This window comes from Agrobacterium sp. rho-13.3 (assembly GCF_033957765.2).
Taxonomy (GTDB): Bacteria; Pseudomonadota; Alphaproteobacteria; order Rhizobiales; family Rhizobiaceae; genus Agrobacterium.
In genome coordinates this window covers 1,394,074-1,409,596 of sequence record NZ_CP192774.1, presented here as the reverse complement: position 1 = coordinate 1,409,596, position 15,523 = coordinate 1,394,074, and the positions used below count along the sequence as shown (strand labels likewise).

Here is a 15,523-nt window from a genome sequence, read left to right as displayed (position 1 = left end):
GCGGGCATTCCCTGTTGTCAAAAGCAATGAGCGGATCGCCATGAACATTGTCGCAAACATCGATGACATGCAGGACAGCGTTGAGCCGGAAGAGGCTGGCGGTTCGCATCCGCTGTTTGCCCATGCGCCGCGCTCCGTATCGTTCAACAAGCTGCGCAAGCGGCTGTTGCGCAATATCCGCCAGGCATTCGATGATTTCGATATGCTGAAAGGCCAGAAACGCTGGCTTGTCGGCCTTTCCGGTGGCAAGGACAGCTATGGCCTGCTGGCACTGCTGCTGGACCTGAAATGGCGAGGCCTTCTGCCGGTGGAACTGATTGCCTGCAATCTGGATCAGGGCCAGCCGAATTTTCCCAAGCACATTCTGCCGGACTATCTGGCAAAAATCGGCGTGCCGCATCGCATCGAATATCGCGATACCTACTCCATCGTGAAAGAGAAAGTGCCAGCGGGCGGAACGTACTGTTCGCTCTGTTCGCGTCTGCGCCGCGGCAATCTCTACCGCATTGCCCGCGAAGAGGGCTGCGATGCGCTGCTGCTCGGCCACCACCGCGAAGACATTCTCGAAACATTCTTCATGAATTTCTTCCACGGCGGGCGGCTCGCGGGTATGCCTGCCAAGCTGATGAATGACGAAGGCGACCTGATGGTGCTGCGTCCGCTGGCCTATTGCGCGGAAGACGACATGGCGAAATTTGCCAGCGCCATGGAGTTTCCGATTATTCCCTGTGACCTTTGCGGTTCGCAGGATGGCCTACAGCGCAACGCCATGAAGGATATGCTGGCGGATATCGAACGGCGTATGCCGGGGCGCAAGGATGTGATGTTGCGTGCGCTTTCGCATGTGAACCCGTCGCATCTTCTCGACCCCAAGCTTTTCGACTTTTCGGGGCTGAGTGTCACCGATCCGTCATCCTAGGAGATTAGTGAGGCGCACGCCTCTCATATGCAAAGAACCCCTTCATGACTTTTTCCGATTCCGATCTTGATTTCCTCATCGCCACCGTGACCGACGCCGGTGTGAACGAGATTATGCCGCGCTTCCGCAATCTCAGCGCCTCTGCAATCTCTGAAAAAACCTCCGTGATCGATCTTGTGACGGAAGCCGATATTCTGGCGGAAAAGCACATCACCGCAGCGATCCTGGAGCGTTTTCCCAAGGCGCATATCGTGGGTGAGGAAACCTACGATTCCGACCATTCGGTCATTCCGGCGCTGGTCGATGCCGAGCTTGCCTTCGTGATCGATCCAATCGACGGCACGTTCAATTATGCATCCGGCTTTCCAGCCTTCGGCACATTGCTGGCGGTGACAATCAAGGGTGAAACGGTTGCGGGCATCATCCATGATCCTGTGATGGGGGACACGATTGTGTCTGTCAAAGGTGCTGGTGCGACGTTGAAGCGCAAGCAAGGCACCGAAGCGAAAGTTCAGGTCGCCGAAGCGGTCGATCTTTCACAAATGGTCGGCCTTTATTCATGGGGAGCAACCCACCCGGATCGGCGTCCGGTGATTGCCGCCAATATGACCAAAGCAAAAATGGCGCTTTCGCTGAATTGCTCGGCGCATGAATATTGGCTGGTTTCCAGCGGCAAATTGCATTTCATCGGCCATGAGAAGCTTATGCCTTGGGACCACCTTGCCGGTGTGCTAACGCATCAGGAAGCCGGTGGCTACACCGCGAAATTCGATGGAACACCTTACCGCCCCGGCGATTTGACGGGCGGTATTTTGTCCGCGCCCGATAAGGAAAGCTGGAAAATGCTTCGCCGCGAAATTGTCGGACTGTAATGACGGAATGTATGAAGGAACGCAAAATGCCCGTTGAACTCGACATCGCCTCCCTCGCCAACGCTTTGCAAGAAGCGGCGGCGGTGGAAATTCTGCCTCGGTTTCGCAATCTGGGCGAGGGCGATGTGCGGGTGAAAACCGAAGCCATCGATCTTGTCACGGAAGCCGATGAAGCGGCTGAACGGCTGATCCGCGCACGCGTGGCCGAGTTCATGCCCGATGCGCTTTTCGTGGGCGAAGAGGCGGTGGCTGCCGATCCTTCGCTTCTGACCAAGCTTGGTGAGGCCGATCTGGCTGTTGTGGTCGATCCGATCGACGGCACGTTCAACTTCGCCGCTGGTTTGCCGCTGTTCGGCGTGATGTTGAGCGTCGTGTCGAAGGGCGAGACGGTTGCGGGCATCATCTACGACCCGATGGGCAATGACTGGGTGATTGCCGAAAAAGGGTCTGGCGCATGGATGTGCAGCGCCGATGGATCTCAGTCACAGTTGAATGTCGTGCCTGCGCCTGAGCTTTCGCAGATGGTCGGCATTGCCAATGTCGGTTATTTCGAGGGCGAAACACGCCGTACGCTTCTGAACAATCTGGCTGATGTGCGCCTGTTCACCAGCTACCGTTGTGCGGCCCATGAATATCGCATCTTCTGCGGCGGGCACATGCACTTCCTGATGTACAACAAGCTGATGCCTTGGGACCATCTGGCAGGCACGCTGATTTCCCAGGAAGCGGGTGCTTATGCGGCGCGTCTGGATGGTTCGCCATACCTGCCGCACCATGTCAGCGGCGGGCTGTTGCTGGCGCCCAATGAAGAAACCTGGGAACTGTTGCGCGAGAAGATTTTCACCGTGTAAACGGCGTTATCCCTACACATGCAAAAGGCGCGGATGTCAGCATCCGCGCCTTTCTTTTATCTGTCGTTATCAGTGTGTCGGCTTGTTCTGCGCATGAAAGAGAACGCCCTTTTCTCCGATCAGTACAAAGATAAGGCCAATCACCGACACGACGAAGAATCCCGCCACCATTGGTAGCGCCGTGCCGTTGTAGGCCTGGCCAATTGCAGCGCCGATCAACGAACCACCAATCGTGCTCATGAAGCCGATGACGGACGAGGCCGTGCCTGCGACGTGGCCGAGGGGTTCCATGGCCAGCGAGTTGAAGTTCGAGCCAATGAGGCCGAACTGGAACATCGACAGGGCGAACAGCACGATGAACAGCAGGAACGGCATCGGCTGCGGGCCGTAAATCTGCGCCATCAACCAGATGAAGGTGATGACGATGAAGCCGATCATCGAACCGTGCGACAGCTTTCTCATGCCGAAACGTCCGACAAGCCGGGCGTTGAGGAAAGACGACAGCGCCATGAACAGAGCGACTGCGGCAAAGGCTGCTGCAAACCAGGCGCCAAGATCATAAATGCCCTTGTAGACCTGTTCGGCAGAGTTGATGAAGCCAAACAATGCGCCGAAAATGATCGTGCTGGCGATGGTGTAGCAGAGCGCCACACGGTTCGTCAGAACGATCTTGAAGCCGCCGATAACCGAGGAAACGGAAAGCGGGCGAACGTCTTCGGCATGGAGGGTTTCCGGCAGACGGATATACATCCACACTGTTACCGCCGTGGCGATGACGGCCATGAAGCCAAAAATCAGATGCCAATCACCAAAGAACAGCACGACCTGGCCTGTTCCCGGTGCGATGACCGGCACGACCATGAACACCATCATGATCAGCGACATGACTTCCGCCATCTGCCGTCCGCCATAGACATCGCGAACGATGGAGATGGTGATGACGCGGGTTGCCGCAGAGCCGATGCCCTGAATGAAGCGCAGGATCAGAAGCCCTGCGAAGGACGGTACGAAAACCACGGCGATGGACGAGATGATGTAAATCGCCAAGCCGAAGAGCATGGGGTTACGGCGTCCGTAACGGTCGGCAATCGGGCCGTAGAACAGTTGCGAAATGCCGAAGCCGAGCAGGTACGCCGAGATGACGTATTGGCGGTGGTTTTCATTGTCGACACCCAGCGAGGCACCGATTTCCTGCAAGCCCGGAAGCATGATGTCGATAGCAAGCGCGTTGAGCGCCATAAGCGCTGCTGCAAGCGCGATAAATTCCGTACGCCCCATGGCGATGGTGCGCGTAGAACCCAATTGTGAAGGATTTGTCACAGACGTTGTCCCAAAAGAACGGCAAAGGCGTTGCTTGTGACAACGCCTATACAAGTTTTAAAAAGTCAGAGGGGCCGGGAAATCCCGGCCGTAATCAGGCCGCGCCGCGGACGCTGATACCCTGTTCCTGAAGGTGGTCCTGAAGTTCGCCGGACTGGAACATCTCTCTTATGATGTCACAGCCGCCGAGAAACTCACCCTTAATGTAGAGCTGTGGAATGGTTGGCCAGTTGGAGTAGTCCTTGATTCCCTGGCGCAGATCGGCATCTGCAAGCACGTTGATGCCCTTGTATTCCACGCCCAGATAATCGAGAATCTGTACGACCTGACCGGAGAAACCACACTGTGGTCCCTGTGGGGTGCCCTTCATGAAGAGAACGATGTCATTGCTCTTCACTTCGCCGTCGATCAATTCGTTGATGCCGCTCATGGCCATTTCCTTTCACATGCGGTTCAAGGCCGCTGCTTCGTTTGTTCTTAGATAACATGGTGGCGCGTGATTTCTAGTCATCGAAGCTAAAAAATGAAGCCCAATGTCGCATATCAACCATGCGACTTAGCGTTGCCGACTTCTGGATGCTGCGGTGCGGCGTTTGCTGACCTGTTTTGCGGCTGGGCGGCGTTTGGGTTTTGCCGTTGTTTTCGTGCCGAGGGCTGCTTCCAGGATGCTACCGACAATGCCACCGGCCAGTGAGGTGCTGGCTTTCGTCCGTCGCTTGGTGCGCTTCGTCTGCCCGACGCCGGTTTTCTTCAGGATTTCGGACATCGCGCCCTTCACGACGCTGTTTATCACCTGATCGACAATTTTGGACAATTGCGCCCCTCATGCTGTAATTTGCCTAGGAATACCCTGATTTATACTATACGTGCGTCGCCCAACGTATCAAGCGATCCTTGTGGGTTGCCCATTTTAGGATTGCTTTTGATGGCGAAGATTTCGTCGCGTCTGGTGTTTTATTTTCCCGGTTTCGACCCTCTGGACGCAGCGGCCCACCAGCGCCGTTATGAGCGCAGTGCCGCCCAATCCGGCAAGACATTTGGCATTGATTATGAGGTTGGTGGCGTGGTGCCGACGGATGCGGGTGCCCGCATGAATGTGGTCGGAAAGCTTGATGGCCACGACACGCAATCGACCATCTTTATCCATGACCATAACAGCCTGATTTCGCATTTGCGTTCCGTTTCCGTCTGGAAGCAGATTGCGCTCGGCTTCAAGGCGGCTGGCGGAATTATCGCGGAAGGTGGAGCGTGGGCCTATTTGAAGCACGCTTGGCGCTTCGGGCTGTTTTTCTTCTTTCCGTTTTTGCTGATTGCTGTTGGTTTGGCCTTGGCGGCAGTCATCGCGGCTCTGCCGTTTTTGTTCGGTCTTTCGCCGTTCCTCTGTCTTCTCAGCATTCCGCTGGCCTATCTGTTTTTCACAAAAGGTCTGATGCCGTTTTCGGATCGGTTTCACACCCTGCATCTGTTTGCCGACTGGCGCTTTGCGCTGGTTGTTGGCCGGGATGAGGCGCTTGCTCGCGACTGGATCGAGGAGAAGGCTGGCGCTGTGATTGCGGCGCTGGAACAATCTTCCGAAGAAGTGCTGTTCGTATCGCACAGCATGGGCGCCAGCCTTGCTTTGGCGGTGGCTGGCCGGGTGCTGGAATTGAAGCCGGATGCGTTTGATGGGCGCAATGTGTCCTTCGTCACGCTGGGCGGTGCTGCGTTACAATGCGGGCTGCTTTCCAGCGCATCACGGCTGCGCCAAAGCATCGGCGTGCTGGCGCGCAACAGCCATGTGAACTGGTTCGATATCCAGTGCCTGACCGACCCGATCCACCTCTACAAATGCAACACGGCTGACCTGACGGGCCATGCGGATGCTAACCAGCCGAAGATTGTCACGATAAGGTTCAAGCATTCGCTGTCCGATGAGCGCTACCAGAAAAATAAGCGCAACTTCCTGCGTATGCACCGCCAATATGTGCTGGGCTCGGACCGCAAATCCGGTTTTGACTTTACGCTTTTGACGGCAGGGCCGCTGCCTGCGGCGTCTTTTGCGGAATTGCGCTCGGACGTGCCGCCGCAGATGTTTCGATAGGGTAGAATAACGAAAAAGGCCCGCGTGACATCATCACGCGGGCCTTTTTTGTAGTCTTGATTGGCTTATTCCGGGGCAGACGTTTGCAAGGCGAGTGCGTGCAGCACGCCGCCCATATTGCCTTTCAGGGCATCATAAACCATCTGGTGCTGCTGCACGCGGCTTTTGCCCTTGAAGGCATCTGCCACGACTTCCGCTGCATAGTGATCGCCGTCACCGGCGAGATCACGAATGGTTACCTTTGCTCCGGGAATTCCGGCCTTAATCATGTCTTCAATATCGCCGGGTTTCATGGGCATGGTGTTCACTCCTCAATTATTATTCTGCTGCGACGAGAGTCTCGCCGTCCATGAATTGAGGGAACCATGATTCATGGGCGGAGCGCAATTCATTAATCTCGACTGCGCGGGCCATTCCCAGCTTTACCGTGGAGCCGCCGGTCTTGCCGATGACGGCAATAGAAACGCCTGCCGCAGAGGCGCGAGCCTTGACGGTTTCGAGGTCGCTCTGGCTCACCGTCAGAACGTAACGGCCCTGATCTTCACCATAGAATGTGAGGATCGGGTTATGGCCTTCGACGGCCTCGACCGTCGCGCCGATATCGGACGCGATTGCCATTTCGGCAACGGCAAGTGCCAGGCCGCCGGACGAGCAATCGTGAACGGCTGTCGTCAAACCATCGGTGATGATGGCGCGAACGAAATCGCCGTTCTTCTTTTCATGTACGAGATCGACATGCGGGGCAGGGCCATCGATGCGGCCATGGACGTCGCGCATGTAGACGGATTGCGCGATGTGCAAACCGAGACCTTCAGGCGCGCCGACGAGAAGAATGACCTGATCGGCAGCGGCAAAACGAATGCGGGCCATCTTGCCCCAATCACCCAGCAGGCCAACGCCGCCGATGGTTGGGGTTGGCAGGATCGCCTGACCGTTGGTTTCGTTGTAGAGCGAGACGTTGCCGGATACGATCGGGAATTCCAGCACGCGGCAGGCTTCGCCAATGCCCTTGATGGCATGAACGAGCTGGCTCATGATCTCCGGCTTTTCAGGATTGCCGAAGTTCAGGTTATCAGTGGCGGCCAGCGGCAAGGCGCCGGTTGCCGTGATGTTGCGCCAGCATTCGGCAACGGCCTGCTTGCCGCCTTCGAAGGCGTCGGCTTCGACGTAACGCGGGGTGACGTCAGAGGAGAAAGCCAGTGCCTTCTTCTCATGGCCTTCCACGCGCACGACACCGGCGTCACCGCCCGGTAACTGCAAGGAATTGCCCTGAATGAGCGTGTCGTACTGCTCGTAAACCCAGCGGCGCGACGAGTTGTTGGCGGAGCCAACGAGCTGGAGCAGGGCGTCAGCCACGTCTGCATCCGGCACGTCGTTTGCAGCCAGAGGTGCTGGAACCTTGGCGGGTGTCCAAGGACGGTCGTATTCCGGTGCCTCGTCGCCGAGTTCCTTGATCGGCAGGTTGGCGACTTCTTCGCCATTGTGCAGAACGCGGAAGCGCAGGTCGTCCGTGGTCTTGCCGACGATGGCGAAATCCAGACCCCACTTGACGAAAATCGCCTTGGCAACATCTTCCTTGGAAGGCTCCAGAACCATGAGCATACGCTCCTGGCTTTCAGACAACATCATTTCGTAAGCGGTCATGCGCTCTTCGCGAACCGGAACCTGATCGAGATTGAGTTCGATGCCGAGGTCGCCCTTGGCACCCATTTCAACGGCGGAGCAGGTGAGGCCAGCGGCACCCATATCCTGAATGGCGATGACGGCACCCGTCTTCATCAGTTCAAGGCAGGCTTCCAGCAGGCACTTTTCAGTGAAGGGGTCGCCGACCTGAACGGTGGGACGCTTTTCTTCGATGGATTCGTCGAATTCCGCAGAGGCCATGGTCGCGCCACCAACGCCGTCACGGCCTGTTTTTGCGCCGAGGTAAACGACCGGCAGGCCAACACCCTTGGCTTCAGACAGGAAGATCGCGTCGGACTTGGCAAGGCCAGCGGCGAAAGCGTTGACGAGGATGTTGCCGTTGTAGCGCGCGTCAAACTCGACTTCGCCGCCAACCGTCGGCACGCCGAAGGAGTTGCCGTAACCGCCGACACCGGCCACAACGCCAGCCACGAGGTGGCGTGTTTTTGGATGGTCTGGCGCACCGAAGCGCAGCGCGTTCATGGCAGCGATTGGGCGCGCGCCCATGGTGAACACGTCACGCAGAATGCCGCCAACGCCGGTTGCCGCGCCCTGATAAGGTTCGATGTAAGACGGGTGGTTGTGGCTTTCCATCTTGAACACGACGACATCGCCATCATCGATATCCACGACGCCTGCGTTTTCGCCCGGTCCCTGTACAACGCGGGGGCCGGTGGTCGGCAGGGTCTTCAGCCACTTCTTGGAGGACTTGTAAGAGCAGTGCTCGTTCCACATGGCAGAGAAAATGCCAAGTTCCGTAAAGGACGGCTCGCGCCCGATCAGGTCTAGGATACGCTGGTATTCATCGGGCTTCAGCCCGTGGGATGCAACGAGTTCCGGGGTGATCTGGATATGATTTGGAAGTGTCATAGGTCTCACGGGGTTCGAGCCGGTACGGGAGTTTCCGGTTCTTTACCCTAAGAGATGGCTTCTTGCGACAGGAAAATGCCTGTCAGACCCCGCAAATTCACTGCTTATGGCGGTCGCCGGGGTGATTAGCCGACGCTGTCATACCCCGCCGTGCCGTTGTCGAGCAGTCTGCGCAGAATGCCAAGCCCCTGCTTCAACTCCGCATGGGATTTCGGAAGCGAGAAACTGACGCGGACCCGGTGGAAAATCCTCTCGGTGCGACCGGGTTTGAACTCGTCTTCGTCATCGATGAAGACGCTTTCTTTGACGGCTGCACTGCGGAACGTGCCGGAAAGCCAAGGCTCTGGCAGTTTTACCCAGGCAAAAGCAATTTCCGGTGCGGAATTGAATTCCAGTCCTGTGAAGGTTTGGCGGACGATTGCCTCGCGCTTGATGATTTCCTGGACGCAATCGTGGCGGATATCGTCTGCATCGCCGCTGTTGACGAGGCGTGCGGACAATTCCGCAAGCAAAAACGGCAAGCCGCCTGTCAGCATTTTATGGGCAACACGGACGCGTGCAGCGAAGTGCGGAGGGCAGGCGACCCAGCCGCCACGCAGACCGGCAGCGACGGATTTCGACAGGCCACCGACCAGAAACGTCTGATCCGGTGCAAGTTCCGCAATCAGGGGAATGCCATCACTGCGCATCGCGCCATAAAGATTGTCTTCCACGATCCAGACATTGTAACGCTTCGCGATCTCGGCAATGGCCTTGCGGCGCTCCAGTGACAGCACCGTACATGTCGGGTTCTGCGCGCAGGACATGACGAATATCATCTTTGGATGTTGCTGCGCGCAAACGCGCTCAAAATCATCCGGCACGATGCCGTGCTCATCGATGTCCACAAGCGAGACACGGCGTCCGTTCAACACGGCGGCACGGCTGACCTGCGAGTATGTGACGGGTTCAAAAACGATGCGATCTCCCGGTGCCGTCATGGCTCCGATGACACTCATGACTGCCGCATGGGCACCGAGCGTGGCGACGATGCCTGCCGGTTTGGGCGACCAGTCCCCCTGTGAAAGCCATCGTGTGCCAGCCTCCACCCAGCCCTTGGGAAAGCCACGGGTGTAATCGGTAATGTCGTTGGGATGCTCGGCCATGATGGCGGCGATGTGGGCGTTAACGACCTCCTGCTGCCCGATATTGGGCGCAGCCGTGCCGTTCAGAACGATATGGCCGGCAACCTCTGATGACACGCGGGTGCTGCCAAACGGGTTTTCAGGATTGATTGGTTTGGAGGAGGGAGCCGCCGCTGCGGCCTGCCGGTCATTGACGTAGGTGCCGCGGCCGACTTCACCGCTGACAAGGCCACGTTCATGGATCAGCGAATAGGCGCGACTGATCGTGCCGATTGTCACCCCCAGATCGAAGGCAAGGTTTCGCTGGGGCGGCAATTTTGTACCGGGCGCCAGCGTGCCCTCGTTAATTGCCGTTTCGATGTTGTCCGCAAGGCGAAGATAAATCGGCCCTGCGCCATCCGATAAGTCTGGAAGCCAAGTTGTCATGGTGACAATTTATGCATTGTACCCGTACCCATGTCAATTGTATTGATTGTGCGAATTGAATTGTTTTTCGTGAAATCCAGAAGGGGTGCAATATGCGAAAGCTGGATCAATATCTTTCGACAATAGATACAATCTACTCGGACAATTACACACGAGAGCGTGTGTTCAGCGATATGGTCGATGCTGCGCCATTCCAGGCGCCACCACGTAACGTGCTGGAGCGCCTGCTGGGCAGCTTCGCTGCATGGCGTCGCAAGCGGGCTAGCCGTCTTGCGCTTGGTGCGTTGTCAGATGAGCAATTGTCCGATGTTGGGCTGACAAAATACGAGGCAACGCAGGAACTGTCTAAAACAAGGCTGCTCCAGTGGCCGTCGCGAATGATCTAAAAGCGGTCAGATGGCAGGCGCATGACGTCTGCCTTTGCGGTTGCTGACAATCAGCAACCCTTGCCGCCATTGACCCAGCGTTTGATGTCCGTGGTCATGCGGGCGGCGTGTGGTTCGTTCATGGCCGGGCCGAATGCATCCACCTTTGCCGGATTTCCTTCGGCCTGCACCACCAGCATGGGGCGCGATTCCGGGCTGTTGCGTGGCACCAGCAGAATGCGTGGACGACCGGAGAAGGAATTCAGTTCCGGTGCAAGGCGATAGGCTTTGAAAACCGGATCGCCCGACTTGAACCAGCAGGCGTTCGCGCCCAGGGCCACGCGCTCCATGGTGGGGAGTGCTGCGTGCGATACGGATGAAGCGGCTGGTTTTCTCTCGGACTGGCAGGCTGCAAGGGAAAGCGCGATGAGGCCGAGGCCTGCGATGTTCAGTACATGACGACGGGGCAGGCGGTTCATCGCTTCAATCCATGACAGTGGGATGTAAAAAAAGCCGGTTTAAACCGGCTTTGTTAATATTTATGCTGCGATGACGCCGAGGGCAGATGCAAACAGGCCGCGACCATCATTGCCACCATGTGCGGCTTCAATGAGGTTTTCCGGGTGTGGCATCATGCCCAGAACGTTGCCCTTGGCATTGATGACGCCAGCAATGTCGTTCAGCGAGCCGTTGGGGTTGGTGCCTTCCGCATAACGGAACACGACCTGTCCATTGGCTTCAAGTGCCTTCAGCTCTTCCTGCTCCAAGAAATAGTTGCCATCATGGTGGGCAACGGGAGAGCGGATGATCTGGCCCTTGTCGTAGGCGCGGGTGAATTCGGTGTCGTTGTTGACGACTTCCAACTTCACTTCGCGGCAAACGAATTTGAGCGATGCATTGCGCATCAAAGCGCCCGGCAACATGCCGGCTTCGACCAAAATCTGGAAGCCGTTGCAGACGCCAAGAACCTTGACGCCCTGTTCGGCTTTTTCGCGAATGGCCTGCATGACGGGCATACGGGCAGCAATCGCGCCGCAGCGCAGATAATCGCCGTAGGAGAAGCCGCCGGGAATGACGATCAGATCGACATCGGGGATTTCCGTTTCCGTCTGCCAGATGGTGACAGGAGCCTTGCCGGAAATCCGTGTCAAAGCCGCGATCATGTCACGGTCGCGATTGAGGCCCGGAAGCTGGACGACTGCGGATTTCATGGGCATCGGCTCCTGAGCGTCAGAGAATAGCGATAGAGTAGTTTTCGATAACCGTGTTGGCGAGCAGCTTTTCGCACATCGCCTTCAGATCGGTTTCAGCCTTCGTCTTGTCAGCTGCGTTCAGTTCAAGATCGAAAACCTTGCCCTGACGGATCTGGCCTACGCCATCAAAACCGAGGCTGCCAAGCGCGCCTTCGATTGCCTTACCCTGCGGATCGAGAACGCCGTTTTTCAGCGTAACAGTCACCCGTGCCTTGATCACCTGATACTCTCCTGAATTTACTTGACTAGAACCGGGCCAGTGCCACGGAGTGGTTCGTTTTCATTGATGATGCCGAGACGGCGCGCAACTTCCGAATAGGCTTCGACAAGTCCACCCATATCGCGACGAAAACGGTCCTTGTCCATCTTCTCTTGCGTTTCGATGTCCCAGAGGCGGCAGCTATCCGGAGAAATTTCATCTGCCAGAATGATGCGCATCATATCGCCTTCGAAAAGGCGACCGCATTCGATCTTGAAGTCGACCAGCTGAATGCCGACGCCGAGGAAGAGACCGGACAGGAAGTCGTTGACGCGAATGGCAAGCGCCATGATGTCATCGAGTTCGGCAGGGTTTGCCCAACCGAAAGCCGTGATGTGCTCTTCGGACACCATCGGGTCTTCGAGCGCATCCGACTTATAATAGAATTCGATGATGGAGCGCGGCAGAACCACGCCTTCATCGATGCCGAGCCGCTTGGAGAGCGAGCCTGCGGCGACATTGCGCACGACAACCTCAAGCGGGATCATTTCCACTTCCTTGATCAACTGCTCGCGCATATTGAGGCGGCGGATGAAGTGCGTGGGAATGCCGATCTTGTTCAGATGCGTGAAGAGATATTCCGAAATACGGTTGTTCAGAACACCCTTGCCATCGATGACTTCGTGCTTTTTCTTATTGAAGGCAGTTGCGTCGTCCTTGAAGAACTGAATGAGAGTTCCCGGCTCTGGACCTTCATAAAGGATCTTGGCCTTGCCTTCGTAAATACGGCGGCGACGATTCATAATCACAAATCTCTTGGTTGGCGCCTGTCGTGGCGCTCGTTTCGTGTGTTAAGGCGGTCCCATAAAGGAAAAGAAGCAATTCCACAATGCGGGTGCGGCAGGTTCCCTCCAATTCTGGCTGTTGCACGTCACTTCTGCGAGACGGCAGACGCCTCAATAGGCCTTTTCAACAGTTTTATTTCACAGGCAAATAGTCCTCACGGTGAGAGCCAAAATAACTATCCAATAAAAACAGGGATTAAATTATGTTTTCGCTGAAAAGATATCCGAAATGTCTCGAAAATATATGCTCAGACAATCAGCATTGATCGCTTTTTCTACGCTGCCATGTCGTGGTTTTTGGCAGGTAGTGCCGATGCGTTGTTCGCGGCTGTCAAAGCCTCATTTTAAAACTGTCAGGCTGCTTGCCTTGATGCGGCTTGGCCGCTGTGTTTGAAACGGTGCGGACCGCCATCCCTCTGCGGCAACGAAGCTTGGCACCTGATCTGGCGGTATGGGTCGACAAAGCGCGTAACCCTGAAGCGAATCGCACCCCATTTCTTGCAGAATGCGGATATGTTCCGCCGTTTCCACGCCCTCTGCAACAACTTTAATGCCGAGCGAATGACCGATATCGACAATGGAGCTTAGCAGCTTGCGCTGTTCTTTGGATTGCGAGATGAGGCGCACAAGCTCGCGGTCCACTTTCAGCGTGCTGGGGTTGACCTGTAGCAGACTGATGATCGAGGCATGGCCGGTCCCAAAGTCATCGATTTCAATGTCGATGCCCAGTTCGCGCAGCTTTTTCATATTCACGTTTGCCACATCATTGCTCTCATCCAGAAAGATGGATTCAAGCAATTCGAAGGACAATGTCTCTGGTTCAATCTTCAGACTATCCAGTGTTTTGGTGAGAGCCGGGTCGTGTAGACGCCGTGCGGAGACGTTGACGGACACTTTGGGGATCGGCAGGCCCGCCGCCTGCCATCGCTTGAAATCCGCCAACGCTTTTTCGAGAATGACGCCATCGATGGCGGCCACGGCGTCCAGATCTTCCGCAACGGCCAGAAACTTATCCGGCGTCAGAATACCCTCGACCGGGTGGTTCCAGCGGGCCAGCGTTTCGACGCCTGAAATGTTCAGCGTCCGTGCATCGAACTGGAACTGGTAATAGGGAATGAATTCGTCTCGCTCCAGGGCAGTCAATATTTCATCTGAAACGCGCTTGGTATTGATGAGCCAGTCCTGAGTATCCGACGAAAAAAATTCATGTCTGTTGCGACCGCGTTTTTTGGCGTTGTACAGCGCGATATCGGCATTCAGCAGGATTTGCTTGTAGTCCAGATCAGACCCCAGGCCGCAGGCAATGCCGATGCTGGCACCGAACCGACAATCATGCCCTTCGTGACGCACTGGTTTCCTGAGTTCCCTGATAAGCCTGTCGGCGATCGTCGCGATTTTTCGCGTCTTGCCGTTAAACGGTGAGACAAGCAGGAATTCATCACCGCCGATGCGTGCCACGAACTCGTTCGGCTTGAGGTTTTTGCGCAGCATTTCGGCGACATGCTTGAGAATGACATCGCCGGCGCGGTGGCCGAGCGTATCGTTGATCCGTTTGAAGCGATCCAGGTTGATGTGCAATATCGCGATGCCGTTGCCGTTTTCGCTGCTTTCAGCGGTGCGCCGTTCCAGCATTTCGTCCAGATAACGACGGTTGGGCAGGCCCGTGAGATAATCATGCATCGCATTATATTCGATGCTGATTTTGGCCGCTTCCAGTTCGTGGTTGCGGGCCTCCGCCAGTGTTTTGGCCCGCTCCAGATCATTGCGCAGTTGCACATCCGCCGTCACGTCCCAATTGACGCCGATCATTTTTTTGCGGCCATCCACATCGATGAACGGCAGCGAGCGCGCTCGAACGTAGCGCAAGGAACCATCCGGCATGATGGCCCGGTATTCTTCCGAGAAGAGTTGCAGCTTTTCGATCTTGTCCCAGACATTGTCGTCTACCCGCTTCAGGTCGTCCGGGTGGATGATGCTGTCCCACAGGCCGCCGACCATGACAGGTATTTTTTGGTCGACGCCAAAAATTTTATACATGCGGTCGTCCCAGATGGTGACCCCTGACTCCAAATCAACCTCGAATACGCCAACTTGCGAAGCGTCGAGTGCAAGTTTCAGATGCCGCGAAATGCGCTCCATTTCCTGTTCGCTGGCTTTGCGCTCTGACACATCGGTATCCGTGCCCACAATGCGCACTGGCTTGCCGTTCTCATCGCGCTCGATGCAGGCGCCGCGACATTCGATCCAGACCCAGTGGCCGTCCTTGTGGCGCTCACGATACTGGAATACCGCGTAAGCCGGATCACCGGCGTTTTGCCGTTCGATGCAATGCAGCGTGTGTTCGCGGTCATCCGGATGCAGCAGTTCCGCCCATTTGTCGAAGTTGCTTTCAAACTGGTCTTGCTGCGTCATGCCGCGAATGGCGCGCCATGTTTCCGAACCATACATTTCGCCTGTCGCGAAATTCTGGTCCCAGACACCGGACAGCGAACTGACAAGCGCGTTGTTCCAGCGGCTTTCACGGATTGCGATTTCTTTTTCACGTTCCCGCTGCTCGGTGATGTCCGTAAATTGCGCAAGAGCGTTGGTGCCGTTCAATCCGAGTGACAGAACGGCGTAGCCCTTACTGCGCAGCCGCACCTCCAGCATGACAGGGGAAAGGGTTGTCAAAGACGCAAGCGCCGCCAAGACGTTGCCGTGGTCATCTGCATGGATG

Annotated in this window: 16 protein-coding genes; 5 read left to right on the top strand and 11 right to left on the bottom strand. The window is 56.4% G+C overall.

Annotated features, from left to right (window positions below):
- Positions 1–40 precede the first annotated feature (40 nt).
- From ttcA to RMR16_RS07045, 3 genes are read left to right on the top strand one after another with little or no spacing between them, the layout of a single operon-like run.
- On the top strand, positions 41–919 hold the full coding sequence (ttcA, locus tag RMR16_RS07055; RefSeq protein WP_320201529.1) for a tRNA 2-thiocytidine(32) synthetase TtcA: 879 nt from the start codon (positions 41–43) through the stop codon (positions 917–919).
- Positions 920–963: 44 nt separating this feature from the next.
- Positions 964–1,791 (top strand): inositol monophosphatase family protein, encoded by an 828-nt coding sequence (locus RMR16_RS07050; protein ID WP_320201528.1) that lies wholly within the window; start codon positions 964–966, stop codon positions 1,789–1,791.
- A 26-nt stretch (positions 1,792–1,817) separates the two neighbouring features.
- Positions 1,818–2,642 carry an inositol monophosphatase family protein gene (locus tag RMR16_RS07045; protein WP_320201527.1) on the top strand — a complete coding sequence of 275 codons (825 nt, stop codon included), beginning with the start codon at positions 1,818–1,820 and terminating at the stop codon, positions 2,640–2,642.
- A 69-nt stretch (positions 2,643–2,711) separates the two neighbouring features.
- Here the strand turns inward: RMR16_RS07045 and RMR16_RS07040 are convergent, their stop codons facing one another.
- From RMR16_RS07040 to RMR16_RS07030, 3 genes are all read right to left on the bottom strand, one after another.
- Positions 2,712–3,920 (bottom strand): multidrug effflux MFS transporter, encoded by a 1,209-nt coding sequence (locus RMR16_RS07040; protein WP_320201560.1) that lies wholly within the window; start codon positions 3,918–3,920, stop codon positions 2,712–2,714.
- Between the two features lie 136 nt (positions 3,921–4,056).
- A complete protein-coding gene (gene grxD, locus RMR16_RS07035) occupies positions 4,057–4,392 on the bottom strand; it encodes a Grx4 family monothiol glutaredoxin (RefSeq protein ID WP_320201526.1) in 336 nt (111 codons plus the stop codon).
- 126 nt (positions 4,393–4,518) lie between these two features.
- A complete protein-coding gene (locus RMR16_RS07030; RefSeq protein WP_320201525.1) occupies positions 4,519–4,776 on the bottom strand; it encodes a hypothetical protein in 258 nt (85 codons plus the stop codon).
- Between the two features lie 111 nt (positions 4,777–4,887).
- Here RMR16_RS07030 and RMR16_RS07025 point away from each other — a divergent pair, with 111 nt between their 5' ends.
- On the top strand, positions 4,888–6,042 hold the full coding sequence (locus RMR16_RS07025) for a hypothetical protein (RefSeq protein WP_320201524.1): 1,155 nt from the start codon (positions 4,888–4,890) through the stop codon (positions 6,040–6,042).
- Positions 6,043–6,107: 65 nt separating this feature from the next.
- Here the strand turns inward: RMR16_RS07025 and RMR16_RS07020 are convergent, their stop codons facing one another.
- The 3 genes from RMR16_RS07020 to RMR16_RS07010 form a co-directional block, all read right to left on the bottom strand.
- Positions 6,108–6,341, bottom strand: a complete 234-nt coding sequence (locus RMR16_RS07020) for a BolA family protein (RefSeq protein ID WP_320201523.1) — start codon at positions 6,339–6,341, stop codon at positions 6,108–6,110.
- Positions 6,342–6,360: 19 nt separating this feature from the next.
- Entirely contained in the window at positions 6,361–8,595 is a 2,235-nt protein-coding gene (purL, locus tag RMR16_RS07015) for a phosphoribosylformylglycinamidine synthase subunit PurL (RefSeq protein ID WP_320201522.1), read from the bottom strand.
- A gap of 125 nt (positions 8,596–8,720) precedes the next feature.
- A complete protein-coding gene (locus RMR16_RS07010) occupies positions 8,721–10,145 on the bottom strand; it encodes a PLP-dependent aminotransferase family protein (protein WP_320201521.1) in 1,425 nt (474 codons plus the stop codon).
- Between the two features lie 92 nt (positions 10,146–10,237).
- Between RMR16_RS07010 and RMR16_RS07005 the strand changes: the two genes are divergently transcribed.
- Positions 10,238–10,531: a DUF1127 domain-containing protein gene (locus RMR16_RS07005; RefSeq protein ID WP_320201520.1), complete on the top strand. Its 294-nt coding sequence runs from the start codon at positions 10,238–10,240 to the stop codon at positions 10,529–10,531.
- Positions 10,532–10,581: 50 nt separating this feature from the next.
- On the opposite strand, the gene RMR16_RS07000 is transcribed toward RMR16_RS07005, so the two are convergent.
- From RMR16_RS07000 to RMR16_RS06980, 5 genes are all read right to left on the bottom strand, one after another.
- Positions 10,582–10,989 carry a hypothetical protein gene (locus tag RMR16_RS07000; protein ID WP_320201519.1) on the bottom strand — a complete coding sequence of 136 codons (408 nt, stop codon included), beginning with the start codon at positions 10,987–10,989 and terminating at the stop codon, positions 10,582–10,584.
- Positions 10,990–11,049: 60 nt separating this feature from the next.
- Positions 11,050–11,721 (bottom strand): phosphoribosylformylglycinamidine synthase subunit PurQ, encoded by a 672-nt coding sequence (gene purQ / locus RMR16_RS06995; RefSeq protein WP_320201518.1) that lies wholly within the window; start codon positions 11,719–11,721, stop codon positions 11,050–11,052.
- A gap of 19 nt (positions 11,722–11,740) precedes the next feature.
- Positions 11,741–11,983 (bottom strand): phosphoribosylformylglycinamidine synthase subunit PurS, encoded by a 243-nt coding sequence (purS, locus tag RMR16_RS06990; RefSeq protein WP_320201517.1) that lies wholly within the window; start codon positions 11,981–11,983, stop codon positions 11,741–11,743.
- A gap of 17 nt (positions 11,984–12,000) precedes the next feature.
- Positions 12,001–12,765, bottom strand: a complete 765-nt coding sequence (purC, locus tag RMR16_RS06985) for a phosphoribosylaminoimidazolesuccinocarboxamide synthase (protein ID WP_320201516.1) — start codon at positions 12,763–12,765, stop codon at positions 12,001–12,003.
- A gap of 381 nt (positions 12,766–13,146) precedes the next feature.
- A complete protein-coding gene (locus tag RMR16_RS06980; protein WP_413786040.1) occupies positions 13,147–15,456 on the bottom strand; it encodes a sensor domain-containing protein in 2,310 nt (769 codons plus the stop codon).
- Positions 15,457–15,523: the final 67 nt, after the last annotated feature.

Excerpts from the sequence above, each read along its gene's own strand:
- ttcA (WP_320201529.1), top strand. The coding sequence starts at position 41 with ATGAACATTGTCGCAAACATCGATGACATGCAGGACAGCGTTGAGCCG.
- RMR16_RS07050 (WP_320201528.1), top strand. The coding sequence starts at position 964 with ATGACTTTTTCCGATTCCGATCTTGATTTCCTCATCGCCACCGTGACC.
- RMR16_RS07045 (WP_320201527.1), top strand. The coding sequence starts at position 1,818 with ATGCCCGTTGAACTCGACATCGCCTCCCTCGCCAACGCTTTGCAAGAA.
- RMR16_RS07040 (WP_320201560.1), bottom strand. The coding sequence starts at position 3,920 with ATGGGGCGTACGGAATTTATCGCGCTTGCAGCAGCGCTTATGGCGCTC.
- grxD (WP_320201526.1), bottom strand. The coding sequence starts at position 4,392 with ATGAGCGGCATCAACGAATTGATCGACGGCGAAGTGAAGAGCAATGAC.
- RMR16_RS07025 (WP_320201524.1), top strand. The coding sequence starts at position 4,888 with ATGGCGAAGATTTCGTCGCGTCTGGTGTTTTATTTTCCCGGTTTCGAC.
- RMR16_RS07020 (WP_320201523.1), bottom strand. The coding sequence starts at position 6,341 with ATGCCCATGAAACCCGGCGATATTGAAGACATGATTAAGGCCGGAATT.
- purL (WP_320201522.1), bottom strand. The coding sequence starts at position 8,595 with ATGACACTTCCAAATCATATCCAGATCACCCCGGAACTCGTTGCATCC.
- RMR16_RS07010 (WP_320201521.1), bottom strand. The coding sequence starts at position 10,145 with ATGACAACTTGGCTTCCAGACTTATCGGATGGCGCAGGGCCGATTTAT.
- RMR16_RS07005 (WP_320201520.1), top strand. The coding sequence starts at position 10,238 with ATGCGAAAGCTGGATCAATATCTTTCGACAATAGATACAATCTACTCG.
- RMR16_RS07000 (WP_320201519.1), bottom strand. The coding sequence starts at position 10,989 with ATGAACCGCCTGCCCCGTCGTCATGTACTGAACATCGCAGGCCTCGGC.
- purQ (WP_320201518.1), bottom strand. The coding sequence starts at position 11,721 with ATGAAATCCGCAGTCGTCCAGCTTCCGGGCCTCAATCGCGACCGTGAC.
- purC (WP_320201516.1), bottom strand. The coding sequence starts at position 12,765 with ATGAATCGTCGCCGCCGTATTTACGAAGGCAAGGCCAAGATCCTTTAT.
- RMR16_RS06980 (WP_413786040.1), bottom strand. The coding sequence starts at position 15,456 with ATGCTGGAGGTGCGGCTGCGCAGTAAGGGCTACGCCGTTCTGTCACTC.